This window comes from Streptomyces sp. NPDC004266 (assembly GCF_042874095.1).
Taxonomy (GTDB): domain Bacteria; phylum Actinomycetota; class Actinomycetes; order Streptomycetales; family Streptomycetaceae; genus Streptomyces.
In genome coordinates this window covers 822,111-846,699 of record NZ_JBIAMM010000001.1, presented here as the reverse complement: position 1 = coordinate 846,699, position 24,589 = coordinate 822,111, and the positions used below count along the sequence as shown (strand labels likewise).

Below are 24,589 nucleotides of genomic sequence, written 5' to 3'. Positions count from 1 at the left end.
CACTTCTGGGGAGGTCGGCGCATGGAGTTCCGGCAGTCGAGCAAGCTGAGCGAGGTCTGCTACGAGATCCGCGGGCCGGTCATCGAGCAGGCCAACGCCCTGGAGGAGGCGGGCCACAGCGTCCTGCGCCTCAACACCGGAAACCCCGCGCTCTTCGGCTTCGAGGCGCCCGAGGAGATCGTCCAGGACATGATCCGGATGCTTCCCAAGGCCCATGGCTACACCGACTCCCGCGGCATCCTGTCCGCCCGCCGCGCCGTCGCCCAGCGCTACCAGTCGATGGGCCTGACCGAGGTCGACGTCGACGACGTCTACCTCGGCAACGGCGTCTCCGAACTCATCTCGATGGCCACCCAGGCCCTCCTGGAGGACGGCGACGAGGTCCTGATCCCGGCCCCCGACTACCCCCTGTGGACGGCCGTCACGACCCTCGCGGGCGGCAAGCCCGTGCACTACCTCTGCGACGAGTCGGCCGACTGGTACCCGGACCTCGACGACATGGCGTCGAAGATCACCGACCGGACCCGGGCCGTCGTCGTCATCAACCCCAACAACCCCACCGGCGCGGTCTATCCGAAGGAGGTCCTCGACGGCATCCTCGACCTCGCCCGTCGCCACGGCCTCATGGTCCTCGCCGACGAGATCTACGACCAGATCGTCTACGACGAGGCCGTCCACCACCCGATCGCCTCCCTCGCCCCCGACCTGGTCGTCCTCACCTTCGGCGGCCTCTCCAAGACCTACCGGGTCGCGGGCTTCCGCTCCGGCTGGCTGGTCGTCACCGGCCCGAAGCAGCACGCCGGGAACTACCTGGAGGGCCTCACCATGCTGGCCTCCATGCGGCTCTGCCCCAACGCCCCCGCCCAGTACGCCATCCAGGCCGCGCTCGGCGGCCGGCAGTCGATCCACGAGCTGTGCGCCCCGGGCGGCCGGCTGCGCGAACAGCGCGACCGGGCCTGGGAGAAGCTCAACGAGATCCCCGGGGTCTCCTGCGTGAAGCCGAAGGGCGCGCTGTACGCCTTCCCCCGCCTCGACCCCGCCGTGCACAAGATCCACGACGACGAGAGGTTCGTCCTCGACCTGCTGCTGCGGGAGAAGATCCAGGTCGTCCAGGGCACCGGCTTCAACTGGCCGCGTCCGGACCACTTCCGCATCCTGACCCTGCCGTACGCCGACGACCTCGACGCCGCCGTCAGCCGCATCGGCCGATTCCTGAGCGGCTACCGGCAGTGACGCCGGCCCCCTCCTGCTGTCATGATCTACGGGTCTGAAGGCCGAGGAGTACGGGGAGGGCGGCCGGTCATGGATGCGGCGCTGATAGCCGTGGCGGGAACCCTGCTGGGCGTGGTCTTCACGCACTGGTTCCAGGCGCGGGCCACCGAGCGGACGGCCGCGCTCGCCCGCACCGAGCAGCTCCGGCAGGAGCGGATCGAGACCTACAGCGCCTTCGCGGGCGCTGTCGTCGACTACCGGCACAGCCAGAACGACCGCTGGTTCCGGTCCCTCGCGCATCCCGGCTCGGAGGAGGCGGAGGAGTCCCGTCACGCCTCCTACCGGCAGCGCACCGCCGCCCGACAGGCCCTCTTCCGGGTCCAGTTGGTCTGCGACGACCCGGAGACCCGGCGACTCGCCGAGGCGGCCTTCGTGGAGTCCCACTGCATGCACGAGGCGGTCGACGAGGCGGACCGCGCCCGCCGCTCCGAGCAGGCCAAGGAGGCGCTCGCCCTGTTCATCGCCGCCGCCGCGCCCGGCGTCCGCTGAGCGGGGACCGGCCGTGGACCTCGTCGCGCCCGTCGTCGTCGAGCCGCTCCGGCGCCGCCGCTGCTCGGAATGCCACCGGGGGCCGCTGGACCGGATGATCGTCGAGTACAACGCGCCGGTCTGTCTGGACTGTGCCGACCTCGGCCACCTGGTCTTCCTGCGCCGGGGCGACACGGCGCTCACCCGCCGCGCCCGGGAGGCCAGCACGCTCTGGGCCGTGGTCGTACGGCACAACCGGCGCCGCACCCGGTACGAGCGTCAGGGCCTGCTCGTCGAGGAGGCCGCCCTCGCGGAGGCGGAACGGGCCTGCCTGGCGGACGCCGAGGCACGGGCCGCTCGGCGGGCCCGGGACGCGGTGCGGCGCGCGGCCGTCGACGCCGAGATCACCGCGGCGCTCCTGACGGAGATCCTGCGGCTCTTCCCGTCCTGCCCGGCGGACCGGGCCACGGAGATCGCCGTCCACGCCTCGGCGAAGGGCAGTGGACGGGTGGGGCGCACGGCCGCGGGCCGCTCGCTCGACCGCGGCGCGGTCACCGCCGCGGTACGAGCCTCCGTACGGCACGTCGACACGCCGTACGACTCCTTGCTGATGCAGGGGGTCCCCCGGCACCAGGCCCGGACGAGGGTCGCGCCCGCCATCGAGGCGGTGCTCCGGACCTGGCGCCAGGGCCGCGGGACCACGAGCGGCCGGGAACGCGGCTGACGGCTCGGGCGTCAGCACGCGTCGGCCGGGTCTCCGGGAACCGGTCCTCAGGCCTGGTCGCCGGCGCGGCGTCCACGGCGGTACAGCAGGGCGCCGCCGAGGAGCAGCGCGGCGCTCACGGAACCGGCGTAGCCCAGGGCGTCCGCACCCGTGGTGGCCAGCGAGGCCGTGCTCGTCTCACCCTGCGGCGCCGGGGCCGGGGCGGGGGTCACGGTCTCGGCCCGCGGGCCCGGCACGTGCCGGACGGGGGTCTGCGGGCGCGGCGTCGGCGTCTCGATCGGCTGCTGGGGCTTGGCCGGGCCGTTCACCGCGGTGTTGCCGAAGACCGGGTTGGCGATGCCGACCACGTTGACCGAGTTGCCGCTGACGTTCACCGGCAGGTCGACGGGCAGCTGGATGCCGTTCCCGGAGAGCACGCCGGGGGAGCCCCCGGCGTGGGTCTCGGCGGTGGACCCGCCGCCGTTGGAGGAGCCGCCGCCGTGGGAGCCGCTCTGGGAACCGCCGGCCTGCTCGCCGCCGCGCGGGGTGCCGGGCACGTCCTTGTGGGAGCCGCCGCCCTTCTCGTCCCCGTAGCCCCCGGCCTCGCGCTGCGTGGAGCGGTTGGCACAGCCGTTGCCGAAGGCCGGGTTGAGCAGTCCGACGACGTTGACGGTGTTGCCGCAGGCGTTGACCGGCACGTGCACCGGCAGCTGGATCGTGTTGCCGGAACCGACTCCCGGCGAACCGACCGCGGCGCCCTCGGCGCCGGCGTCGGCGTGCGCGGCGCCCGCCGAGAGGGCGAGCGCTCCGCCCGTGACCAACAGTGTGGCCAGACCACTTCGGCGAATCTGCCTCATGGCTTCCTGCCTTCCGGAGGTGTGCACGGGCAAGTGCCCGTACCGGAATCAACGCGACAAACACGCGTACCGGATCCGGCCGTTGACGGGTTTCACTCCATCGAGTGGGACTCCGTTCGAGTGTCGGGTCAACGCCCGTCGACGCCTGCCGACGCTCTTCGAAACCCGTCGAAGCCCGTCGACACCCCTCAACGCCCCTCAACGCCCCAGGAGATCGGTGAGGGCGCCCACCGGGTCCGGGTCGGGGGCGCCGCGCGGCCACCAGTCCTCGCGGCCGGCGTCCGACTCGTATCCGTACCACAGGCCGTCGCGGCCGAGCCGGAGCTGGAGGGACTCCCCGGAGAGCCGGTTGCGCCAGGGTCGGAAGGCGGGGAAGTCGGCGGCGAGCAGCGCGGGTCTGGCCCGGTCGAACGGGCCGGCCGGCGGGTCCCAGGGCTCTTCGAGGACCGCGAGGCCCGCCGCACCGCCCTGGCGCCAGGCGGCGACGGCGCGGGCGAGCTCCGTGGGGGTGCGGTCGAGGGCCCCCGCCAGATCGCGGTAGAGCGCGCGCGACGAGGCGGTGAGTCCGGAGCCTGGGTGCGCGGCGGCCAGCCGGACCGCGTCCTGCCAGGGAGTGAGCGTGGCGACCGGGTCGTGGCCGGTGGCGAGGAACGCGTGGGCGCGGGCGGCGGCCTCGGTGGCGAGGAGGTCGAGGGCGAGCGGATCGGGGGCGTCCGGGTCCGGCGGGAAGACGGCGGGGCGGCCGGGCCGGTCCGGGACCGGCAGCTCGGGCGGCAGCGGCGGGAGCCCGGTCCCGGTGGCCGCGGCGAGCGCGACACGGGCGGGGACCGTGGGCATCGGCGGGGCGGCGGCGCCCGTCTCGGCGGCGCCCCGGGCGACGTTGCGCCGGGTGAGCTCGGCGAGGAGCTCCTGCTCCCCGCGGCCGCGCATCAGGAAGAGGACGAACGGGTCCTCGTCGAGGAGGCGGGCGGCCTGGTAGCAGAGGGCGGCGGCGTGCTTGCAGGGGTAGCCGTCGTCCGGGCAGGAGCAGTCGGGGACGAGGTCGCCCGGCGCGGGCAGCAGTCCGGTGACCGCCTCCAAGGCGTGCGGCACGTCCTTGTCGAGGAGGGCGGCGATGTGCTCAGGGCGGGCGGTGGCCTCGTCGAGGAACCGCTCCCAGCCGTCGTCGCCGAGGGTCCGCATCCTGATCTCGGTGCGGTACGGGCGGGGCCGGCTGCCGTGGACGTAGGCCACGACCCGGCCGGGGGTGACCGTGATCGCGTCGACGTGGCCGCGTCCCGCGTACGCCTTGCCGCGCGCGAGCCGCGCCGGGTCGAGGGCGGTGGACTCCAGGGCGGCCACCCAGGCGTTCCCCCACCAGGAGGCGGCGAACCGGCCGTCGGGCGCCGAGCGCGGAGCGACCTGCGGGAAGCTGCGGCGGCGGTCGTCGTGGCGAGGGGCGGCGCCCCGGGCGCCGCGCGCGCCCCGGATGTGGTTCACGAGGGCCTCCTCAGGGACACCAGGTCGGCGAGCTCCCGGTCGGTGAGTTCGGTGAGGGCGGCCTCGCCGGAGCCGAGGACGGCGTCGGCCAGGGCCCTCTTGGCACGGAGCATCTCGGCGATGCGGTCCTCGACGGTCCCCTCGGCCATGAGTCGGTGGACCTGGACCGGCTGGGTCTGACCGATGCGGTAGGCCCGGTCGGTGGCCTGCTCCTCGACGGCCGGGTTCCACCAGCGGTCGTAGTGGACGACGTGGCCGGCCCGGGTGAGGTTGAGGCCGGTGCCCGCGGCCTTCAGGGAGAGCAGGAAGACCGGGACCTCACCGGCCTGGAAGCGGTCGACCATCCGCTCCCGCTCGGCCACCGGTGTGCCGCCGTGCAGGAGTTGGGCGGGGATCCCGCGCGCGGCCAGGTGGTCGGCGAGGAGCCGCGCCATCGACACGTACTGGGTGAAGACGAGCACGGACCCGTCCTCCGCGAGGATCGTGTCGAGGAGCTCGTCGAGCAGGGCGAGCTTCCCGGAGCGGCCGGCGAGCCGCGCGGTGCCGCTGCCGCGCGGAGCCTGCTCCCTGAGGTACTGCGCGGGGTGGTTGCAGATCTGCTTGAGCGAGGTCAGCAGGCTCATGACGAGGCCCCGGCGGGCCATGCCCTCGGCTCCTTCGATCCGCGTCATGGTCTCGCGGACGACCGCCTCGTACAGCGAGGCCTGTTCGCGGGTGAGGGCGACGGGATGGTCGGACTCCGTCTTCGGCGGGAGTTCGGGGACGATCCCGGGGTCGGACTTGCGGCGGCGCAGCAGGAAGGGGCGCACGAGCCGGGCGAGCCGCTCGACGGCCTCCTCGTGCTCGACCTCCTCGTGGTTCTCCACGGCCCGGGCGTGGCGGGAGCGGAAGGCCTTGAGCGGGCCGAGGAGCCCGGGAGTGGTCCAGTCGAGGAGCGCCCAGAGTTCGGAGAGGTTGTTCTCCACGGGGGTGCCGGTGAGGGCGACCCTGGCGGGGGCGGGAATCCGGCGCAGCGCCTTGGCGGTCGCGGAGAAGGGGTTCTTGACGTGCTGCGCCTCGTCGGCGACGACCATCCCCCACTCCCGCTCGGCGAGCCGGGCGGCGCTGGTGCGCAGGGTGCCGTAGGTAGTGAGGACGAAACCGCCCTCGGTGCCGTCGAGGTCCCGGTCCGTGCCGTGGAAGCGCCGGACGGGCACCTCGGGGGCGAACCTCCGCACCTCCCGCTGCCAGTTGCCGAGGAGGGAGGCCGGGCAGACCACGAGGGTGGGGGCGCGGCGGGCGCGGCGCAGGTGGAGGGCGATGAGGGTGACGGTCTTGCCGAGCCCCATGTCGTCGGCGAGGCAGCCGCCGAGGCCCAGGGAGGTCATCAGGTCCAGCCAGGCGAGGCCGCGGAGCTGGTAGTCGCGCAGGGTGGCGGTGAGGCCGGGGGGTGCCTGCACGTCCTCGGGGCCGGCCAGGAGCCGGTCGCGGAGCGCGGCGAGGGCGCCGACGGGGACGGCGGGGACGGACTCGCCGTCGACCTCGGCGGTGCCGGTGAGCGCGGCGGCGAGGGCGTCGACCGGTTCGAGCAGGCCGAGTTCCCGCTTGCGGGCCTTGCGGACGAGGGCGGGGTCGACGACGACCCACTGGTCGCGGAGGCGCACGACGGGCCGGTGGGCCTCGGCCAGGAGGTCCATCTCGCGCTCGGTGAGCGGATCGCCGTCGAGCGCCAGCTGCCAGTCGAACCGCAGGAGCTCCTCGCTGTCGAAGAAGGAGGTGCCGTCGGTGGCGGAGCCGGGCGCGGCGTGCGCGGGACGGACGACGGCGGAGGCGCTGAGCGAGCGGGCGAGTTCCCGCGGCCAGTGGAGGGCGACCCCGGCGTCGGCGAGGCGGGCGGCGGCCGGCCCCAGCAGTTCGTACAACTCGTCCTCGGTGACGGCGAGGACGTCGGGCACGTCCCGCTCCAGGAGGCGGGAGAGCGGGGGCCAGACGCGGGCGGCCCGGCGCAGGGCGAGGACGGCGTCGATCCGGGCACGGGGCCCGAAGTGCTCGCCGTCCCCCGCCCACAGGTCCGCGGCGTCGATGACGAGGGTGGGGTCGGCGAGGCTGTGGACCTGGAGGAGCGCGGCGGCGGCGTGGCGCTCCCCGCCGTCCCCCGGGCCGCCCGGGCCGGGGGTGCCCGTGGTGTCCGTCGCGTCGAAGAGTTCGTACGGCGAGAGGTCGAGGCGGAGCGAGACCCGCACCCCGGCGTCCATCCCGGCCGCCGCCTCGGCGGCCCAGGCACGCGCACGGGGCAGGTGCTGCGGGGCGCGCGCCGCGAACGGCGCGCCGACCGCGTGGGCGGCGGCCGGGGTCCGGGGCAGGGTGTCGGCGACCGCGTCGAGGAAGGCGCGCACGAGGGCCTCGGGCTCGGGCAGCCGCAGCGGACCGCGCCCCGGGACCGGCACGGCGTACCCCTCGTAGGGCAGGGCGGCGGCGACGGCCCGCAGGTGGGCGATGTCCTCGGCGTCCAGCGGTCCGGCCCGCCAGGCGTCCAGGTCGTCGGCGGTCAGTCCGGGCAGCAGCCGCCCGCGCGCGGCCAGGTGCAGGGCGTGCAGGGCGGCGGCGCCCCAGCCGGCGGTGGCGGGGTGCGCGGCCGGATGGTGGCGGGCCGCGACGAGGTGCGGCAGCGCGGCCTCGACGGGCAGGGACACGGCGGGCACGGAACGGCCCCGGGCACCGCTGCCGTGCCGCCGGGCCACGGTCAGCTCGACCCGCTCCGCCCCGCTCACCGCAGGGTCCGGCGGGGCGCCGCCGTCGGGGGCCCAGAAGGCGACCCGGCCGTCACGGGGAAGGGCGGCGGGCAGGAAGACGGCGGCGCTGGTCATCCAGGTGTGTGCCACGGCTGTGCTCCCCTCCCGCTGTGTGTCGCTTCCCCACTGGACCTCCGACCTTACGGGTGGGGTCTGACAACGGCCGCCGGGCGGTTCCCCCGGGCGGCCCAGCAGCGGATGACAGCGTCGCCCGCGGGCGCCATGGTGGCCTGAGACCACACGACAGAAGAGGATCCGCCATGTCCGTTCGCCGGCGTCTCACGACCGCCACCGGGGCCGTGCTGCTCACCCTCGCCGTCGCCGGCTGCTCGGGCCTCGGCCGCAGCGCCGTGGGCACGATCAAGTACGAGACGGAGCGCGACCTGCTGGTGAGCGTGACCAGTCCGTCGGTGAAGGGCTGCCACCGTCTGGCGCCGTCCGGCGTGACCAAGGTCGAGAACAACTCCCTGAACGACATCGTGATGTACCGGACCCGCAACTGCAGCGGAGGAAACTCCATCTACGTGCCCAGCAACACCGGGAACAGGATCGCCCCGGACACCCTGCCCTGGCGCAGCTACAGCGTCGTCCACTAGTCGGGGCGGGCCGTCGGGCGCGTGTTCCGTTTCCCCCGCCCGGGGTACATGCTGGAAGTGACCTCGGGACTCCGAGGGGAGATGCGACCGTCATGCGATCGGGGAACGAGCCGGCCACCGCGCGCAGTGCCCTGCGCCTGCGGTTCTGGCTGAGCATGTGGGGGCTGCTCTGGGCGGCCTTCGGCACGACCGTGTTCGCCCTGGTGGGCCGCCCCGGCTGGGCGGCGGCCTGCGGAGCGCTGTTCCTGGTCGTCACGGTCGACCTGGCGGTGGTGCTGCGCCGCCTCCACCAGGGCGCTCACTGGCAGCCGGGCCGGAGCATCCCGCCGTACGAACCCGATCACGGCGGCCCGGGACGCTGACGTCCCGTCCCTCTCGGTCCCGCGTGTCTCGGCCCCGCCCGTCTCAGTTCTGCGTGTCGAAGCCCGCCGCCTGGAGGTACTCCGGCTTCGGGTCGAGCGCGGCGGCGAGGCGGAAGTGCCGCGTGGCCTGGGCGGTCTGCCCGGAGCGCTCGAAGGTGCGGGCCAGCGCGAAGTGGGCGAAGGCGTTGTCCGGCTCTCGCTCCAGGACCAGCTCGAACTCCAGCTGTGCGGGCCGGAGCTGTGCCGCGGCGAAGAACGCCCGGGCGCGCAGCAGCCGCGCGGCCGTGTTCTCGGGGTGGGCGGCGATGACCGAGTCCAGCAGCTTCACGGCCCCACGAGGGTCCCGCGCGGCCAGCAGGTGCTCGGCGGCGCGGAAGTCGATGACGTGCGTTTCCGGGTTCCTGTCGGCCACGATGGAATCCTTCCCCTCGATGCGGTGGTTGAACACCGGACCCCGCGGCCGCATTCCTCCGGAAGACGCCCCCTCCTACTCCTCGGCGGCCTTCGCGTGGCGCTCCAGCTCGTCCCAGACCTTCCGCACCTGGGGTTCGAGCGCGTCGAGCGGTCCGTCGTTGTCGATCACGAGGTCCGCCACGGCCAGTCGCTGCGCGCGCGTGGCCTGGGCCGCCATCCGGGCCTCGGCCTCGGCCCCGGCCATGCCGCGGAGCCGTACCAGCCGGTCGAGCTGGGTCTCCGGAGAGGCGTCCACGACCACGACCAGGTCGTACAGCGGCGCGAGCCCGTTCTCGGTGAGCAGCGGTACGTCGTGGACGACGACGTCCCCGGCGCCGGCGCGGCTCTCCAGCTCCGCGGACCGGGCCCCCACCAGGGGGTGGACGATGGCGTTGAGGGTGGCGAGGCGGTCCGCGTCGGAGAACACGATGGAGCCGAGCTTGGGCCGGTCCAGGGTCCCCTCCCCGGTGAGGACGTCCTCCCCGAAGGCCGCGACGACGGCCGCGAGCCCCGGCGTCCCGGGCTCGACGACCTCGCGCGCGATCCGGTCCGCGTCGATCAGCACGGCTCCGTACGAGACGAGCAGCCGTGACACTTCGCTCTTGCCGGCGCCGATCCCGCCGGTCAGGCCCACCTTCAGCATGAGCGGCAGCTTAGGGCCTGCCCCGGCGGGGTCAGGAGTCGCCCTCCCGCTCGGCGAGGAAGCGCTCGAACTCGCGGCCCAGCTCGTCGGCCGAGGGCAGGTCGACCGGCTCGGCGACGAGGCTGCCGCGCGTCTCGGCACCGGCCACCGCGTCGTACTGGTGCTCAAGGCCCTGCACGAGCGCGACCAGCTCCTCGTCGCCCTCGCCGATCTGGCGGTCGATCTCGGTCTGGGTGCGGCGGGCCTCGGTCCGCAGGGAGTGGGCGACGCCCGGGAGGACGAGGCCGGTGGCGGCGGTGACGGCCTCCAGGGCGGTCAGGGCCGCGTCCGGGTACGGGGACCGGGCCACGTAGTGCGGGACGTGGGCGGCGACGCCGAGGGTGTCGTGGCCGGCTTCGGTGAGCCGGTACTCGACGAGGGACTCGGCGCTGCCGGGGACCTGGGCCTCGTCGAAGGGGCTGCGGTGGCCCGGCATGAGGTCGGTCCGGCTGCCGTGCGGGGTGAGGCCGACGGGGCGGGTGTGCGGGACGCCCATGGGGATGCCGTGGAAGTTGACGGAGAGGCGCACCCCGAGGCGCTCGACGATCTGCCGGACGGCGACGGCGAAGCGCTCCCATTCCACGTCCGGCTCCGGGCCGGAGAGGACGAGGAAGGGCGCGCCGGTGGCGTCCTGCACGAGGCGGACCTCGATGGACGGCGTCTCGTACGCGGTCCAGCGGTCGCGCCGGAAGGTCAGCAGGGGGCGGCGGGCCCGGTAGTCCACGAGCCGGTCGTGGTCGAAGCGGGCCACCAGCTGGTGCGGAAGGGTGTCGAGCAGCCGGTCGATGATCTGCTCACCGGTCTCGCCCGCGTCGATGTAGCCGTCGAAGTGGTACAGCATGACCAGTCCGGCCGACTCCTGCGCCAGGGCCAGGTCGACGACGGCCACGCCCTTCGGGTCCCATTCGTACAAATCCTGGGGATCAAGCACGATTACCGCTCCTCCTCGTGTTCTCTCTGGAAACGCCGTGCGGGGCACGGCAATTCCCGGTGCGGCGATCTTCCGGCGGAGGAACCCGCCGGAGTCGGCGGCGGCCGGGCGGGAGCGGTCGGGCCGAGCTGCCCGGAAAACGACCGAGGCCCGCTCCCCCGAAGGGGAACGGGCCTCGGATTCGCTAGCGGCTAGCGCTCAGCGGAGAGCCTGTTCAGCTCTGGCCGCCGGCCAGCTTCTCGCGCAGGGCGGCGAGCGCCTCGTCCGACGCCAGGGCGCCGGAGTTGTCGTCCGACTCCGAGGAGTACGAACCGCCCGAGATGCCCGCACCGGCGTTGCCGGCGGCCGGGGCGGCAGCGCCCTCGGCAGCGGCGGCCTCGTCGGCCTCGCGGGACTTGATGACCTGCGCCTGGTGCTGCTCGAAGCGAGCCTGCGCCTCGGCGTACTGGGTCTCCCAGGCCTCGCGCTGAGCCTCGTAGCCCTCGAGCCAGTCGTTGGTCTCGGGGTCGAAGCCCTCGGGGTAGATGTAGTTGCCCTGGTCGTCGTAGGACGCGGCCATGCCGTACAGGGTCGGGTCGAACTCGACCGAGGCCGGGTCGGCACCGAAGGACTCGTTGGCCTGCTTCAGCGAGAGGCTGATGCGGCGACGCTCGAGGTCGATGTCGATGACCTTGACGAAGATCTCGTCGTTGACCTGGACGACCTGCTCCGGGATCTCCACGTGGCGCTCGGCCAGCTCGGAGATGTGGACCAGACCCTCGATGCCCTCGTCCACGCGGACGAACGCACCGAACGGAACCAGCTTGGTGACCTTACCCGGGACGACCTGACCGATCTGGTGGGTCCGGGCGAACTGCTGCCACGGGTCCTCCTGCGTCGCCTTCAGCGACAGGGAGACGCGCTCGCGGTCCATGTCCACGTCGAGAACCTCGACGGTGACCTCCTGGCCGACCTCGACGACCTCGGACGGGTGGTCGATGTGCTTCCAGGACAGCTCGGAGACGTGGACGAGGCCGTCGACGCCACCCAGGTCCACGAAGGCACCGAAGTTGACGATCGAGGACACGACGCCGGAGCGGACCTGACCCTTCTGGAGGGTCGTGAGGAAGGTCTGGCGGACCTCGGACTGGGTCTGCTCCAGCCAGGCACGGCGGGACAGGACCACGTTGTTGCGGTTCTTGTCCAGCTCGATGATCTTCGCCTCGAGCTCCTTGCCCACGTAGGGCTGGAGGTCGCGGACACGACGCATCTCGACCAGGGAGGCCGGGAGGAAGCCGCGGAGGCCGATGTCGAGGATGAGACCACCCTTGACGACCTCGATGACGGTACCGGTGACGATGCCGTCCTCTTCCTTGATCTTCTCGATGGTGCCCCAGGCGCGCTCGTACTGGGCGCGCTTCTTCGAGAGGATCAGGCGGCCTTCCTTGTCCTCCTTCTGGAGAACCAGGGCCTCGATCTCGTCGCCGACCTTGACGACCTCGTTCGGGTCGACGTCGTGCTTGATCGAGAGCTCGCGGCTCGGGATGACACCTTCGGTCTTGTAACCGATGTCGAGCAGGACCTCGTCCCGGTCGACCTTCACGATGACGCCGTCGACGATGTCGCCGTCGTTGAAGTACTTGATCGTCTCGTCGATCGCGGCGAGGAAGGCTTCCTCGTTACCGATGTCGTTGACCGCAACCTGCGGGGTGGTGGCGGTGGTCTCGGTGCTGCTCGTCATGTGGGAAAGGGCTCCGGTTACGGACAGAAAGTCGTAGGTACTGCTACGCCGAGAGCCCGTATCGCACCAAGAAGCCGGACAGCCAATGAAGCGCCCTTCCGCGAACGGGAGGGAACCTCGAAAACCGAGGGGACATACAACAGGTACGAGCGCGGCCTGCTCCGTCTGAGGCGCGCAGGCCCGCAGCGCAACCTTTAGCATACGGGGGCGGCCGGACAGGGTCAATGCGCGAAGCGCGCACCCGAGGCAGATCCACTCAATTCCGGCACCACTCATGCCTCTTGCGCCACCACGGCGGGTCCGCCGCACGGCTGCACTGAGCGCAAACTACATCGGCGGGCGAGATGAACCAAGAGTACGGACACGAAGACGCGGTCGACGGGGAGGCCGACGAGGCCGAGGCGACCCGGCGTGACGCGGGGGACGCGGAGAGCAGCCGGGCGAGCCGCGGCTGGTGGGACCGGAACGCCGACGAGTACCAGAGCGAGCACGGTTCCTTCCTGGGCGACGACCGGTTCGTGTGGGGCCCCGAGGGGCTCGACGAGGCCGAGGCCGGACTCCTGGGACCGGCCGCCTCGCTGAAGGGCCTCGACGTCCTGGAGATCGGCGCGGGCGCGGCGCAGTGCTCACGCTGGCTGGCGGCCCAGGGGGCGCGGCCGGTGGCCCTCGACCTCTCGCACCGGCAGCTCCAGCACGCGCTGCGGATCGGCGGGGAGGTGCCGCTGGTGGAGGCGGACGCGGGAGCGCTGCCCTTCCGGGACGGCTCCTTCGACCTGGCCTGCTCGGCGTACGGAGCGGTGCCGTTCGTCGCCGACCCGGTGCGGGTCTTCCGCGAGGTGCGCCGGGTGCTGCGGCCGGGCGGCCGCTGGGTGTTCTCGGTGACGCACCCGATCCGCTGGGCGTTCCCGGACGAGCCGGGGCCGGAGGGCCTCTCGGTCGCCGCCTCGTACTTCGACCGCACGCCGTACGTCGAGCAGGACGAGCAGGGCCGGGCCGTGTACGTGGAGCACCACCGGACCGTCGGGGACCGGGTGCGGGACGTGGTGGCCGGCGGCTTCCGGCTCGTGGACCTGGTCGAACCGGAGTGGCCGGCCTGGAACGGTCAGGAATGGGGCGGCTGGTCCCCGCTGCGGGGGAACCTGATCCCGGGGACGGCGATCTTCGTCTGCGAGCGGGACGACCGGTAGTCGCATCGGACAGTCGTACTGATGGAGGGCCCTGTGGACGACGGGGCCCTCCTTCTTCGCGGCGCGTACGAGACTGAGTGCGTGATCCGAAACGACGCGTTCGACCGTCTCCCCGTCCGCCATGCCGTCCCCGAGCTGCTCGCCGCGCTCGCGGAGCGCGGCGCGGCGGTGCTGTCCGCTCCTCCCGGCACCGGCAAGACGACGCTGGTGCCGCTGGCGCTCGCGGGGCTCACAGGGGACGGACCGGCCCGTCGGGTGCTCGTGGCCGAGCCGCGGAGGATGGCGGTGCGGGCCGCCGCCCGGCGGATGGCCTGGCTGCTCGGCGAGGAGGTCGGCGGCGCGGTCGGCTTCTCGGTGCGCGGTGAGCGGCGGACCGGGGCCGCGACGCGGGTCGAGGTGGTCACGACGGGCATCCTGCTCCAGCGGCTCCAGCGCGATCCGGAGCTGGCGGGCGTGGACGTGGTGCTGCTCGACGAGTGTCACGAGCGGCATCTCGACGCCGACACGGCCATGGCCTTCCTGGTGGACGTCCGGGCGGCGCTGCGGCCGGAGCTGAGCCTGGTCGCGGCGTCCGCGACGAGCGACGCCGAGGCGTGGGCGGAGCTGCTCACGGTCCTGGAGGGCGGCGGTCCCGCGCCGATCGTGCGGAGCGAGGGCGAGGGCCATGGGTACGCGGTGAGGTTCGCCGCGCCGCCGGCCGGCATCAGGCCCGCGCACGGCACCTGGGTGGATCCGGCCCTGCTGCGGCACGTGGCGTCGACGGTCCGGCTCGCGCTGGAGCGGCACCAGGGGGACGTCCTCTGCTTCCTGCCGGGCACGGGGGAGATCGCGCGGACGGCGGGGCTGCTCGACGGCGTCGACGCGGAGGTGCTCCAGCTGCACGGACGGGCCCCCGCCGCCGTCCAGGACGCGGTGCTGCGGGGTGCCGGGCCGGGCGGCCGGAGGCGGGTGGTGCTGTCGACGTCGGTGGCGGAGTCGAGCCTGACGGTTCCGGGGGTGCGGATCGTCGTGGACTCGGGGCTCGCGCGGGAGCCCCGGACAGACCATGCCCGGGGTCTCGGTTCCCTCGCGACGGTGCCGGTGTCGACCGCGGCGGCGACCCAGCGGGCGGGGCGCTCGGGCCGTGAGGCGGCCGGTGTGGTCTACCGCTGCTGGGCCGAGGCGGAGGACGGCGGCCGGGCGCGGTTCCCCTCGCCCGAGATCCGGATCGCCGACCTGGCGGACTTCGCGCTGCGGGCCGCCTGCTGGGGCGACCCGACGGCGGAGGGGCTCGCGCTGCTCGACGCGCCGCCGGCCGGGGCGATGACGGCGGCCCGCGCGGTGCTGGGGTCGATCGGGGCCGTCGACGGTGACGGCCGGGCCACGGAGCGGGGGGCGCGGATGTCCCGGCTCGGGCTGCACCCCCGGCTGGGGCGCGCGCTCCTGGACGGCGCGCCCGAGGTCGGGGCGCGGCGGGCGGCGGAGGTGGTGGCGCTGCTGAGCGAGGAGCCGCCGCGCGACTACGGGGACGACCTCGCGGCGGCCTGGCGCACGGCCCGGCAGGGCGCCGACGGGTACGGCGCGCGGTGGAGGGCGGAGGCGCGGCGCCTGGAGCGGTCGGCCGGTGAGGTGGTCGGCGGGGACGCCCCCGCCGGGGAGCGGGAGGGCGACGACGCCGTGGCTGGTCTGGTGACGGCGCTGGCGTTCCCGGAGCGGGTGGCCAGGGCCCGGGAGCAGGGCGGCTATCTGATGGTGTCGGGGAGCGGGGCGCGGCTGGCCGAGGGCTCTCGGTTGCGGTCCAGCCCGTGGCTCGCCGTGGCGGTGGCGGACCGCACCGCGCGGGACGCCACGGCGCGGGTGCGGCTCGCCGCGGTGGTGGACGAGGCCATGGCGTGCCGGGCGGCCGGGCATCTGCGGAGCACCGGCGAGGAGGTCCGCTGGGAGGACGGGGACGTGGTCGCGCGGTCGGTGGACCGGCTGGGCGCGGTCGAGCTGACGGTCCGTCCCCTGGGCGCCGGGGCCGAGCCGGCTCTCGTGCGGGAGGCGCTGCTCGACGGCCTGCGGCGCGAGGGCCTCGGGCTGTTGCGGTGGCGTCGTGAGGCCGGGGAGCTGCGCGAGCGGCTCGCCTTCCTCCACCGGGAGTTGGGGGAGCCCTGGCCGGACGTGTCGGAGGGGGCTCTGGTCGACCGGGCCGCGGAGTGGCTGGAGCCGGAGCTGTCCCGGGCCTCTCGTCGGGCGGATCTGGGGCGGATCGACGCCGGGGAGGCGCTGCGGCGGCTGCTGCCGTGGGCGTCGGGCGAGGCGGTCCGGCTGGACGAGCTGGCGCCGGAGCGGATCGAGGTGCCGAGCGGTTCGCGGATACGGGTCGAGTACGGGGGTGAGCGGCCGGTGCTCGCGGTGAAGCTGCAGGAGATGTTCGGCCTGGCGCAGACGCCCCGGGTGGCGGGGGTGCCGGTGCTCGTCCACCTCCTCTCCCCCGCCGGCAGGCCGGCGGCGGTGACGGCCGACCTGGCGTCGTTCTGGCGTGACGGCTACCGGGCGGTGCGGGCGGAGCTGCGGGGGCGGTACCCGAAGCACCCGTGGCCGGAGGACCCGTCGGCGGCGGTGCCGACCCGGCACACCAGCGCGCGGCTCAGAGGGGAGCGCTGACCGGTGTCGGGGCGGGGGCGGCGGGCGGCTCCGGTCCGCGGCGCGAGCGGGCCTCCAGCCAGAGGGCGAGGGCGAGGAGGAGCAGGGCGAGGACGGTGAGGCTCCACGGGACGTAGGAGACGAGCATGAGGACCATGAGGCGGTTGGAGGCGACCATCTCGCCGACGCTCTCGAGGTAGTCCTCGCGCATCTTCACGTGCCCCGCGAAGACGGTGAGGGTGTCCCGCCCCATCAGCGCCTTGGCGTTGCGGAGTTCCTCCTTGTGGATCTCCTCGCCGTTGACGGGGGCCCCGGTGATCGGCTCGATCCAGAACATGCGCTTGGTCGTGTACCAGCGGGTGAGGCCGGAGTCGGCGAGGATCTTCGGGGTGATGCCCTTGACCGGCATGGTCTTGGGCATGGGGACCTTCGTCCAGGGGATGGTCTGCTCGAAGTAGTAGACCTCCGTGCCGCGGAAGGTGCGGGTGCCCCTGTAGTGGATGGGGGCCGCGGTGCGGGTCTGGGCGTCGAAGTACTGGTAGTCGCGCTTCTCGGTCAGGAAGGGGAACTTGAACTCGATGCCCTCGCGCCGGACCGGGTCGCCGTCGACCGATTCGCCGGTGGCGTGGACGGGGTCCTGGGTGTGGGCGTCGAAGACGTACCGCTCGGGGACCTTGGAGACCATCTTGCCGTCGGGTCCCGTGACGTAGGCGAGGGCGTCCCAGACGACGACGTCACGTCCGGCGTCGCGTTCGATGCGCCGCGACTCCTCCACGTTGCCCTTGAGGGTCTGGATGATCGTGATCTTGTCGACCTTCTCGGCCTTGAGCGTGGAGTAGTCGAGGAGGGTCGCGGGCCGCGCCTCCAGGACGGTCTCCTGGTACTGGTTGGGCGGGATCTTCGCGAGGCGGGGGAAGGCGTACCAGCGCAGGGTCGGGGCCATCGCGGCGCAGAAGACGGCGAGGGCGAGCAGGACGAGGCTGGCTCGGCGGCGCACGGTCGGCCCCTTACTTCTTGGGGCCGGGGTCGGCGGTCAGGAGGGGCTTGGGCGAGGTGGGGCCGTCGGGCGGCAGATCGACCACGGAGAGGAGCAGGACGAAGAGGAGGACTGGGGCGAGTCCGATGGCGGCGGCGACGAGGGCGCGCATGGTCGGCCTCCCGGGGGGCGATCTGATGGGTCGTCAGGGCGGGGGCACCGTAGCAACGCGGCCGCGAGATGAGAACAGATCGCACCCGGGCAACGCGAAGCGCCGCCCCCGCGTCCGGTGCGGACGGGGGGGCGGCGCGGAGGAACGCGGCGCGGAGGCGCGGCCGGTCAGGCCGAAGGCGAGGCGCTGGGCGAGGGGGTGGCCTCGGGCGAGGTGCTGCCGGAGGGCGTCGGCGCCGGGGTCGGCTCCGGGTCCGCCGTGGCGGGGGCGCCGACCGTCAGGTCGACGAAGGTGGTGCCGCCGCCCGGTGCGGTCAGCCGCACGTAGTACGTGCCGGCCTTGTCGCCCGCGAGAAGGGTGCCGGGCTCGATGGTGAGCAGTCCGTCCGTGCCGGTCACGAGGGTGACGGTACGGGCCGTGGTGCCGTCCGCGCGCTTGAAGGACGGGCCTTCGGTGCTCTCGTCGGGGTCCGTCTTGGAGGTGACGATCACCGCGGTGACGCGCACGCCGGGGGCGAGGGCGCCCTTGTCGGTGGCCTTCACCTGGACCTTCTGGGCGAAGGCGGTGCCGGTCGTGGCCGACAGCGGGTCGCCGGCGAGACGGGTGAGGGCGTCCGCCTGACGCTCCGTGACGGTCGCGGCGAAATCGGCCGCGCCCAGGGTCCGGCCCACGACGGTGGCCCGCACGGTGAAGGATCCCGTCTTCTCGCCGGCCCGGAGGGCGGGGGAGGTGGCGAGACCGGCCGAGCCGGTGGTGACGGTGGCGGTGGTCCCGCCGGCGCCGAACCGGGTGTCGGTGGCTCCGACGATCTCGAAGCGGACGTCCACACCGGGGACCGGCTTGCCCGAGGCGTCGAGCGCCGCGACCCGGGGAAGCCCCGTGAAGGCGCTGCCGGTGGTCGTGGTCGGCTTCTCGTTGGCCACGATCGCGAGCCGTGCGACCTTGGCGGCCGCCGGGAGGACGGGCGGCTTCGCCGGCGGGGTGACCGGGGGCTTGGTGGGAACGGTCGGCGGCTTGACCGTTCCGGGGCGGTTGTCCGACGGCGGCTTCGGCTTCTGGGCGCCGGGCGTCGGCCTCGGAGTCGTGGGGGCGGTCGGGAGCGGCGTGGCGGGGTGGGGACGGTTGCCCCTGGTGCCGTTGTCGCTGCGCCCGACCGGCAGCGCGCCCGTGCCGTCCGGGATCTGGTGGGTGCCGCGCTCGTAGAAGGCGACCCAGGAAAGGACCGTGTTCAGGTACTCCCTCGACCGGTTGTAGCTGAGGATCGCCTGGTCGAGGTCGGCCTTGAGCGCGAGGTTGCGGTCGTTCGCGCAGAGGTAGAGGCCGGCGGCCTGCGCCGCGTCGTAGATGTTGTTCGGGTCCTTCTTGCCGTCGCTGTTGGCGTCCTGGCCCCAGGTGGCCCAGGTGGACGGGATGAACTGCATCGGGCCGACGGCCCGGTCGAGCCGCGTGTCGCCGTCGTAGGCGCCGCCGTCGGTGTCGGTGATCAGGGCGAAGCCGTTGCCGTTGAGGGCGGGGCCCAGGATCCGCGGCGACGCCGTGCCGTTGGCGTCGACCCTGCCGCCGTTCGCCTGGCCGGACTCGACCTTGCCGATGCCGGCGAGCAGCTGCCACGGCAGGTTGCAGCCGGGGTCGGTCGAACGTATCGAGAGCTCGGCACGCTTGTAGGCGGAGTAGACGGACGCGGGTATGCCGGCCTCGGCGGGGCCGGTCGTCAGCGGGAGACCGGTACTCGCGCCGGGCTTGTTCGGCGTGATCAGCGGCGGCAGCTTCGTGTAGTACGGGGAATCGCCCGAGGCGGAGCCGCCCCCGGACGGAGAGGCCGTGTCACCGGCACCGACGGCCTGGTCCCCGCCGGTGTTGTCCGTGGCCTGCGGGATCGTCTCCGGCGCCTGCGAGGCGGCGAGCGCGGCGACCGCCGCGGCCATCACCACACCGCTGGTGGCCCCCTTGCGCAGTCGGCGTCCGATGTGCGCTCCCATGTCCGTCGTCCCCTCCCATCGACGCGGTCCCACGCTCCCCGCGTGAGACCTCAGGTGACCCTATGCCAACTCCGGACCGCCGAACACCGGCCCTTGACCGTGTTTCACGGTTTCGTCACCTCTTGGCCGCTTGTCGGCCGGGGGATTCCGGGAACCGACCGGAGCGTCCCGCCCCTCTTGCACTCCGGTCGGCCCCGCACACCGGCCGCCGTCACCGTCCGAACCCTGGGGGAACTCCCGTTGCCGTTCACGCTGAGCCACGCCGCCGCCGTGCTGCCCGCGCTGCGCCGGGACGGGACCGCGCGCGGCCCGCTGGTCGCGTCCGCCCTCGTCGCCGGGTCCTTCTCGCCCGACATGACCTACTTCGCCGCGACCGCGTTCCCCGGGGCGATGGTCCTCGGGGACGTCACCCACTCCCCCGTCGGGATCGTCACGGCCGACGTGCTGATCACCGCCGCGCTCGTGGCCCTGTGGCTGACCGTGCGCGAGCCGCTCGTCGCGCTGCTGCCCGAGCGGTGGCGCGGCCGGGTGTACGGGCTCCTCCGGGGCCGGCCCTGGCGGGAGCGGCACCCGGCGGCGCTCGCCGGGTGGTTCTGCCTCTCGGCGATCCTCGGCGCCACCACGCACGTGGTGTGGGACTCCTTCACCCACCTCGACCGCTGGGGCACCCGCGCGATCCCCTTCCTCGGCGAGATCGTCGCCGGCTTCCCGGTCTATCTCTACGCGCAGTACGGGGGTTCGGCACTGGCCCTCGGAATCCTCACCTGGTGCACGGTGCGGGCGCTGCGCACCGCCCCTCCGGGCGTGGGGCTGCCGTCCCGGGTCCCGGTCCCCGGGCGGCGCGGCCGGCTCCTGGCCGCCGGGCTGATCGGCGGCTGCGTCCTCGCGGGTGTCGCCCACCGGGTGCTGCGCTGGGCGGCGTACTGGGGCTGGGACCGGATCGAGACGCCCCTCGACGTCATCCCGACGGCCTGCTTCGGCGCCGGCGCGGGGCTCGCCGTCGGGCTCGTGCTGTACGGGACGGGGGCGCGGCTCCTCGGGTCGCGGCGGGCCCCGACGACTCCGGCCGCGCCGGCGCACCGGGATCTCCCCGATCCGGCACCTCGGCCGGAGCACTCCCGTCCGGGATCTCGCTGATCTTCTCCGGCGGGGTGTAGCCGCGGGCCGCGGCGCCGCCGGAGAGCCTGCGGTGCACGGCGAGGGCGACGCTCTCCAGGGTGCGGACGCCGTACCGCATGGTGGGGTTGTCGTGGCTCAGGAGGACGATGCGGTAGTCGACGGCGGGGCTCGTCGTGCCGGTGCCGGTGCCCGTGTCCGCCCCGGCGCCCGGGTGCGTACCCGCCCCGGTGTCCGTGCCCGCGCCCCTGCCCGTGTCCGTGCCCGCGCCCCTGCCCGTGTCCGTGCCCGCGCCCCTGCCCGTGTCCGTGCCGGTGCCGCTGCCCGTGCCGGTGCCCGGCGGGGCCGCCGCCGGGCGCACGATGCCGAGGCTGTGGACGCGCCAGGCATGGGTCGCGCGGGACAGCCAGCCGTTCTTGAGGTGGACCTTGACCGTGCGGGGCGCGCCCGCGGTGACGCCCCAGGCCTGCGCGCGGACGACCTGCCCCATCAGGGACAGCGCCTCGCTGCGGCGTGACACCGCGGCGAGCAGGGCGAGTTGGTCGCGAGCGGTGGTGCGGGTGAGGCCCCAGTAGTTGCCGCGTCCCAGGACGGTGTCCTGGGCGCCAGCCTCCCGCAGCACCCTCTTCAGCCGGGCCCGGGACAGCCCCTCCCACAGCTCGGTGGCGGCGGTGTTGTCGGAGCGGGTGATCATCGCCTTGAGCCGTCGCGCCTCCAGCCGGGTGGGCGCCCGGCCGAGCTCCTCCGCGCGCCCGAGGACGGCCTGCATGATCAGGACCTTGGCGATGCTGGCGGAGTCGTACGCGAGGGTGTCGGTCAGTCGGCAGCGCAGTCCGCGGCCGGGGTCGTGGACCGCGAGGGAGACCGTGCTCTCGCGGCCCTGGAGCACCGCCGCGATGTCCCGGGACAGCCGGGTGGCGAGGGCCGGCTCGCGGGACGAGGTGCAGAGCGCGGGCGCCCGGTGTGCCTCGGCGGGCCAGGACCAGGCGGTGGCCGACGCGCCGAGGAGGGTGCCGAGGAGGGCCCAGGCGCGGAGGCGGGAGCGGTGGATCATGCTTCCCAGTCTTGGGAGGCGGGCGGGCGGCCCGCCCCCCGACTGGTCCGACTGGCGCACATCCACCGGGCGTGCCCTCGCCCCTGCCCGTGCGGGCCCGCGCCCGGCGGGGGCGGTGCCCCCGGCCCACCCGCCCGTGTGGGCAATCGTCCCGCTGGGGCGGGACGTGTGGGCACACGGGACGGCGCCCTTCAGCGGCGCCTCCGCGTTCCGCGCCTGGACCCGCACCGCGTGTGTGCCGTACCTGCGGGTGCGGGTTCAGGCTCGGGAGCCTCTGGCGCCGGCAAGGGCGCCGTTCCGTTGTGCCCACCCGTTCCGCCCCGGCGGAACGCATGCCCACAACGGGGGGCGCGGGGGCGGGCACCGGCTCGGTGGAGTCGGTGCCCGTCGGTCGTCAGTGGGCTGCTGCGTCCCAGTTCTGGCCCACGCCCACCGAGACGTCCAGGGGGGCGCGGAGGTCGGCGGCGGCCGACATCTGCTCGCGGACCAGGGTCTCGACCCGCTCGCGCTCGCCGGGGGCGAGTTCGAGCACGATTTCGTCGTGGACCTGGAGGAGCATCCGGGAGGCGAGGCCCGCCTCGGTGAGCGCCCGGTCGACGTTCAGCATGGCGACCTTGACGATGTCGGCGGCCGTGCCCTGGATGGGGGCGTTGAGCGCCATCCGCTCGGCGGCCTCGCGGCGCTGCCGGTTGTCGCTGTTGAGGTCCGGGAGGTAGCGGCGGCGGCCCAGCATCGTCTCGGTGTATCCGGTGGCGCGGGCCTCGTCGACGACGCGGCGCAGGTAGTCCCGCACCCCGCCGAAGCGCTCGAAGTAGGTCTCCATCAGGATCCGGGCCTCGGCCGGGTCGATGGTCAGCTGCTGCGAGAGGCCGAAGGCGGAGAGGCCGTAGGCCAGGCCGTACGACATGGCCTTGATCTTGCGGCGCATCTCGGCGTCGACGGCGGACCGCTCGACGCCGAAGACCTGGGAGGCGACGGTGGTGTGCAGGTCCTCGCCGGAGGTGAAGGCCTCGATGAGGCCCTCGTCCTCGGAGAGGTGGGCCATGACGCGCAGCTCGATCTGGCTGTAGTCGGCGGTCATGAGGGCCTCGAAGCCCTCGCCGACGACGAAGCCGTGCCGGATGGCCCGGCCCTCGTCCGTGCGGACCGGCACGTTCTGCAGGTTGGGGTCGGTGGAGGACAGGCGGCCGGTCGCCGCGACCGTCTGGCTGAAGGTGGTGTGGATGCGGCCGTCCGCCGCGACGGTCTTGATCAGGCCCTCGACCGTGGAGCGCAGGCGCGCCTGCTCACGGTGGCGGAGCATGATCACCGGCAGTTCGTGCTCGGTCTGGCCGGCCAGCCAGGCGAGCGCGTCGGCGTCCGTCGTGTAGCCGGTCTTGGTCTTCTTGGTCTTCGGGAGGTTGAGCTCGCCGAAGAAGACCTCCTGGAGCTGCTTGGGCGAGCCGAGGTTGAACTCGTGGCCGACGGAGGCGTGGGCCTCCTTGACGGCCTGCTGGACCGCGCCGGCGAACTGCTGCTCCATGGCCTCCAGGTGGTCGCGGTCGGCGGCGATGCCGTGCCGCTCCAGGCGGGCGAGGAGGGCGGAGGTGGGGAGCTCGACCTCGTGGAGGAGCTCGCGGGCGCCGACCTCGGCGAGCCGCTCGTCGAAGGCCGCGCCGAGGTCGAGGACGGCCCGCGCCTGGCTCATGAGGGCCTCGGCCTCGGCGGTGTCGTCGGCGCCGAAGGCGAGCTGGCCGTCGGCGGGGGCCGCCGGGGCGAGCTCGCGGCCGAGGTACTCGACGGTGAGGGCGTCGAGGGCGAAGGAGCGCCGGCCGGGCTTGACCAGGTAGGCGGCGAGGGCGGTGTCCATGGTGACGCCGGCGATGCTCCAGCCGTGCTCGGGGAAGACCCGCATGGCGCCCTTGGCGTTGTGCATGACCTTCGGCCGGTCGGGGTCGGAGATCCATGCGGCCCAGGCCTGCTCGTCGGCCTCGTCGAGCGTGCTGGGGTCGAACCAGGCGGCGGCTCCCCCGGCGGCGGCGAGGGCGACCTCGCTGACGTTCCCCGTGCCGAGGGCCCAGCTGTCGACGGTGGCGATGCCGAGGGGCTCGGCGGCGTGCTCGGCGAGCCAGGGGGCGAGCTCGCCCGTGCCGAGGACGGTGAAGTCGAGCTCCAGGCCCGCGGCGGGGGCGGGCGCGTCCTCTTCGGCGGCGCCCGGGTCGACGGCGAGGAGCCGCTCGCGCAGCGAGGGGTTGCGGATCTCCAGGGTGTCGAGGACGAGGGCGACGGCCGCGCGGTCGTACGGCTCGCGGGCGAGGTCCGTGACGGTCTTCGGCAGCTCGACGTCCCGGACCATCTCGGTCAGGCGGCGGTTGAGCCTGACCGCCTCCAGGTGGTCGCGGAAGTTCTGGCCGGCCTTGCCCTTGACCTCCTCGGCGCGCTCGACGAGCTCGGCGAAGGAGCCGAACTGGTTGATCCACTTGGCGGCGGTCTTCTCGCCGACGCCGGGGATGCCCGGGAGGTTGTCGGACGGGTCGCCGCGCAGGGCGGCGAAGTCGGGGTACTGCGAGGGGCTCAGGCCGTACTTCTCCTGGACCTTCTCCGGGGTGAAGCGGGTGAGCTCGGAGACGCCCTTGGTCGGGTAGAGCACGGTGATGTGGTCGGTGACGAGCTGGAAGGAGTCCCGGTCGCCGGTGACGATGAGGACCTCGAAGCCCTCGGCCTCGGCCTGGGTGGCGAGGGTGGCGATGACGTCGTCGGCCTCGAAGCCGTCGACGGCGAAGCGCGGCGCGTGCATCGCGTCGAGGAGTTCGCCGATCAGCTCGACCTGGCCCTTGAACTCGTCGGGGGTCTTCGAGCGGTTCGCCTTGTACTCGGGGAACTCCTCGGACCGCCAGGTCTTGCGGGACACGTCGAACGCGACGGCGAAGTGCGTGGGCGCCTCGTCGCGGAGCGTGTTCGCCAGCATCGAGGCGAACCCGTAGATCGCGTTCGTCGGCTGTCCGGTCGCGGTGGTGAAGTTCTCCGCGGGCAGCGCGAAGAACGCCCGGTACGCGAGCGAGTGCCCGTCCATGAGGAGCAGGCGGGGGCGGGTGTCTGCGGGGGTCTTCGATGCTGTCTCGGCCACGGGACGATCCTGCCACGGCCCGCTGACAATCCCGTCCACAGCGGTCGGGGTGCCGGGCTGTCGGTGCCGCGTGACAGGATCGGAGACGTACGCCAGAG

The 24,589-nt window shown here is 73.9% G+C and carries 19 protein-coding genes and 1 pseudogene; 8 read left to right on the top strand and 12 right to left on the bottom strand.

What is annotated here, in order from left to right; all coding sequences use genetic code 11:
- The first annotated feature begins 21 nt into the window (after positions 1–21).
- The 3 genes from ACFYUZ_RS03770 to ACFYUZ_RS03760 all read left to right on the top strand — a co-directional run bounded on the left by ACFYUZ_RS03770 (position 22) and on the right by ACFYUZ_RS03760 (position 2,464).
- Entirely contained in the window at positions 22–1,233 is a 1,212-nt protein-coding gene (locus ACFYUZ_RS03770) for a pyridoxal phosphate-dependent aminotransferase (RefSeq protein WP_389305971.1), read from the top strand.
- A 69-nt stretch (positions 1,234–1,302) separates the two neighbouring features.
- Entirely contained in the window at positions 1,303–1,761 is a 459-nt protein-coding gene (locus tag ACFYUZ_RS03765) for a hypothetical protein (RefSeq protein WP_389305969.1), read from the top strand.
- Positions 1,762–1,774: 13 nt separating this feature from the next.
- Positions 1,775–2,464, top strand: a complete 690-nt coding sequence (locus ACFYUZ_RS03760) for a DUF2293 domain-containing protein (protein ID WP_389305968.1) — start codon at positions 1,775–1,777, stop codon at positions 2,462–2,464.
- A gap of 47 nt (positions 2,465–2,511) precedes the next feature.
- Here ACFYUZ_RS03760 and ACFYUZ_RS03755 read toward each other — a convergent pair whose 3' ends face one another.
- The 3 genes from ACFYUZ_RS03755 to ACFYUZ_RS03745 all read right to left on the bottom strand — a co-directional run bounded on the left by ACFYUZ_RS03755 (position 2,512) and on the right by ACFYUZ_RS03745 (position 7,625).
- Positions 2,512–3,300: a chaplin gene (locus ACFYUZ_RS03755; protein WP_389305966.1), complete on the bottom strand. Its 789-nt coding sequence runs from the start codon at positions 3,298–3,300 to the stop codon at positions 2,512–2,514.
- A 198-nt stretch (positions 3,301–3,498) separates the two neighbouring features.
- The gene (locus ACFYUZ_RS03750) at positions 3,499–4,770 is read right to left on the bottom strand and encodes an SWIM zinc finger family protein (protein ID WP_389306272.1); all 1,272 of its coding nucleotides are present in this window, start codon (positions 4,768–4,770) and stop codon (positions 3,499–3,501) included.
- Between the two features lie 5 nt (positions 4,771–4,775).
- On the bottom strand, positions 4,776–7,625 hold the full coding sequence (locus ACFYUZ_RS03745; protein ID WP_389306270.1) for an SNF2-related protein: 2,850 nt from the start codon (positions 7,623–7,625) through the stop codon (positions 4,776–4,778).
- A 185-nt stretch (positions 7,626–7,810) separates the two neighbouring features.
- Between ACFYUZ_RS03745 and ACFYUZ_RS03740 the strand changes: the two genes are divergently transcribed.
- A complete protein-coding gene (locus ACFYUZ_RS03740) occupies positions 7,811–8,146 on the top strand; it encodes a hypothetical protein (RefSeq protein ID WP_123451226.1) in 336 nt (111 codons plus the stop codon).
- Positions 8,147–8,238: 92 nt separating this feature from the next.
- Positions 8,239–8,508: a DUF6343 family protein gene (locus ACFYUZ_RS03735; protein ID WP_389305964.1), complete on the top strand. Its 270-nt coding sequence runs from the start codon at positions 8,239–8,241 to the stop codon at positions 8,506–8,508.
- A 43-nt stretch (positions 8,509–8,551) separates the two neighbouring features.
- On the opposite strand, the gene ACFYUZ_RS03730 is transcribed toward ACFYUZ_RS03735, so the two are convergent.
- From ACFYUZ_RS03730 to rpsA, 4 genes are all read right to left on the bottom strand, one after another.
- A complete protein-coding gene (locus tag ACFYUZ_RS03730) occupies positions 8,552–8,920 on the bottom strand; it encodes a tetratricopeptide repeat protein (protein ID WP_389305962.1) in 369 nt (122 codons plus the stop codon).
- A gap of 75 nt (positions 8,921–8,995) precedes the next feature.
- Positions 8,996–9,604 carry a dephospho-CoA kinase gene (gene coaE / locus ACFYUZ_RS03725; RefSeq protein WP_389305960.1) on the bottom strand — a complete coding sequence of 203 codons (609 nt, stop codon included), beginning with the start codon at positions 9,602–9,604 and terminating at the stop codon, positions 8,996–8,998.
- Between the two features lie 31 nt (positions 9,605–9,635).
- The gene (locus ACFYUZ_RS03720; RefSeq protein ID WP_389305958.1) at positions 9,636–10,574 is read right to left on the bottom strand and encodes a PAC2 family protein; all 939 of its coding nucleotides are present in this window, start codon (positions 10,572–10,574) and stop codon (positions 9,636–9,638) included.
- A gap of 214 nt (positions 10,575–10,788) precedes the next feature.
- Positions 10,789–12,294: a 30S ribosomal protein S1 gene (rpsA, locus tag ACFYUZ_RS03715; protein WP_030692649.1), complete on the bottom strand. Its 1,506-nt coding sequence runs from the start codon at positions 12,292–12,294 to the stop codon at positions 10,789–10,791.
- A 344-nt stretch (positions 12,295–12,638) separates the two neighbouring features.
- On the opposite strand from rpsA, the gene ACFYUZ_RS03710 reads away from it, so the two are divergent.
- Together ACFYUZ_RS03710 and hrpB are read left to right on the top strand one after the other, a co-directional pair.
- A complete protein-coding gene (locus ACFYUZ_RS03710) occupies positions 12,639–13,481 on the top strand; it encodes a class I SAM-dependent methyltransferase (protein WP_389305955.1) in 843 nt (280 codons plus the stop codon).
- An 81-nt stretch (positions 13,482–13,562) separates the two neighbouring features.
- Positions 13,563–16,109: an ATP-dependent helicase HrpB gene (hrpB, locus tag ACFYUZ_RS03705; protein ID WP_389305953.1), complete on the top strand. Its 2,547-nt coding sequence runs from the start codon at positions 13,563–13,565 to the stop codon at positions 16,107–16,109.
- Here the strand turns inward: hrpB and ACFYUZ_RS03700 are convergent.
- From ACFYUZ_RS03700 to ACFYUZ_RS03690, 3 genes are all read right to left on the bottom strand, one after another.
- A complete protein-coding gene (locus ACFYUZ_RS03700) occupies positions 16,093–17,085 on the bottom strand; it encodes a DUF3068 domain-containing protein (RefSeq protein WP_389305952.1) in 993 nt (330 codons plus the stop codon). The two genes, hrpB and ACFYUZ_RS03700, sit on opposite strands and share 17 nt — an antisense overlap.
- Positions 17,086–17,095: 10 nt before the next feature.
- A complete protein-coding gene (locus ACFYUZ_RS03695; RefSeq protein WP_107072740.1) occupies positions 17,096–17,236 on the bottom strand; it encodes an SPW_0924 family protein in 141 nt (46 codons plus the stop codon).
- A 167-nt stretch (positions 17,237–17,403) separates the two neighbouring features.
- Complete coding sequence (locus tag ACFYUZ_RS03690; RefSeq protein ID WP_389305950.1) at positions 17,404–19,215, bottom strand: lytic transglycosylase; 1,812 nt, start codon at positions 19,213–19,215, stop codon at positions 17,404–17,406.
- A 240-nt stretch (positions 19,216–19,455) separates the two neighbouring features.
- Between ACFYUZ_RS03690 and ACFYUZ_RS03685 the strand changes: the two genes are divergently transcribed.
- Positions 19,456–20,352 carry a DUF4184 family protein gene (locus ACFYUZ_RS03685; protein WP_389305948.1) on the top strand — a complete coding sequence of 299 codons (897 nt, stop codon included), beginning with the start codon at positions 19,456–19,458 and terminating at the stop codon, positions 20,350–20,352.
- A 346-nt stretch (positions 20,353–20,698) separates the two neighbouring features.
- On the opposite strand, the pseudogene ACFYUZ_RS03680 reads toward ACFYUZ_RS03685, so the two are convergent.
- Positions 20,699–21,025: pseudogene (locus ACFYUZ_RS03680) on the bottom strand (serine hydrolase); the annotation flags it as partial.
- 754 nt (positions 21,026–21,779) lie between these two features.
- Entirely contained in the window at positions 21,780–24,491 is a 2,712-nt protein-coding gene (polA, locus tag ACFYUZ_RS03675; protein ID WP_389305947.1) for a DNA polymerase I, read from the bottom strand.
- Positions 24,492–24,589 lie beyond the last annotated feature (98 nt).

Coding starts and splice junctions, on each gene's coding strand:
- ACFYUZ_RS03770 (WP_389305971.1), top strand. CDS start 22: ATGGAGTTCCGGCAGTCGAGCAAGCTGAGCGAGGTCTGCTACGAGATC.
- ACFYUZ_RS03765 (WP_389305969.1), top strand. CDS start 1,303: ATGGATGCGGCGCTGATAGCCGTGGCGGGAACCCTGCTGGGCGTGGTC.
- ACFYUZ_RS03755 (WP_389305966.1), bottom strand. CDS start 3,300: ATGAGGCAGATTCGCCGAAGTGGTCTGGCCACACTGTTGGTCACGGGC.
- ACFYUZ_RS03745 (WP_389306270.1), bottom strand. CDS start 7,625: ATGACCAGCGCCGCCGTCTTCCTGCCCGCCGCCCTTCCCCGTGACGGC.
- ACFYUZ_RS03740 (WP_123451226.1), top strand. CDS start 7,811: ATGTCCGTTCGCCGGCGTCTCACGACCGCCACCGGGGCCGTGCTGCTC.
- ACFYUZ_RS03735 (WP_389305964.1), top strand. CDS start 8,239: ATGCGATCGGGGAACGAGCCGGCCACCGCGCGCAGTGCCCTGCGCCTG.
- coaE (WP_389305960.1), bottom strand. CDS start 9,604: ATGCTGAAGGTGGGCCTGACCGGCGGGATCGGCGCCGGCAAGAGCGAA.
- rpsA (WP_030692649.1), bottom strand. CDS start 12,294: ATGACGAGCAGCACCGAGACCACCGCCACCACCCCGCAGGTTGCGGTC.
- ACFYUZ_RS03710 (WP_389305955.1), top strand. CDS start 12,639: ATGAACCAAGAGTACGGACACGAAGACGCGGTCGACGGGGAGGCCGAC.
- ACFYUZ_RS03695 (WP_107072740.1), bottom strand. CDS start 17,236: ATGCGCGCCCTCGTCGCCGCCGCCATCGGACTCGCCCCAGTCCTCCTC.
- ACFYUZ_RS03690 (WP_389305950.1), bottom strand. CDS start 19,215: ATGGGAGCGCACATCGGACGCCGACTGCGCAAGGGGGCCACCAGCGGT.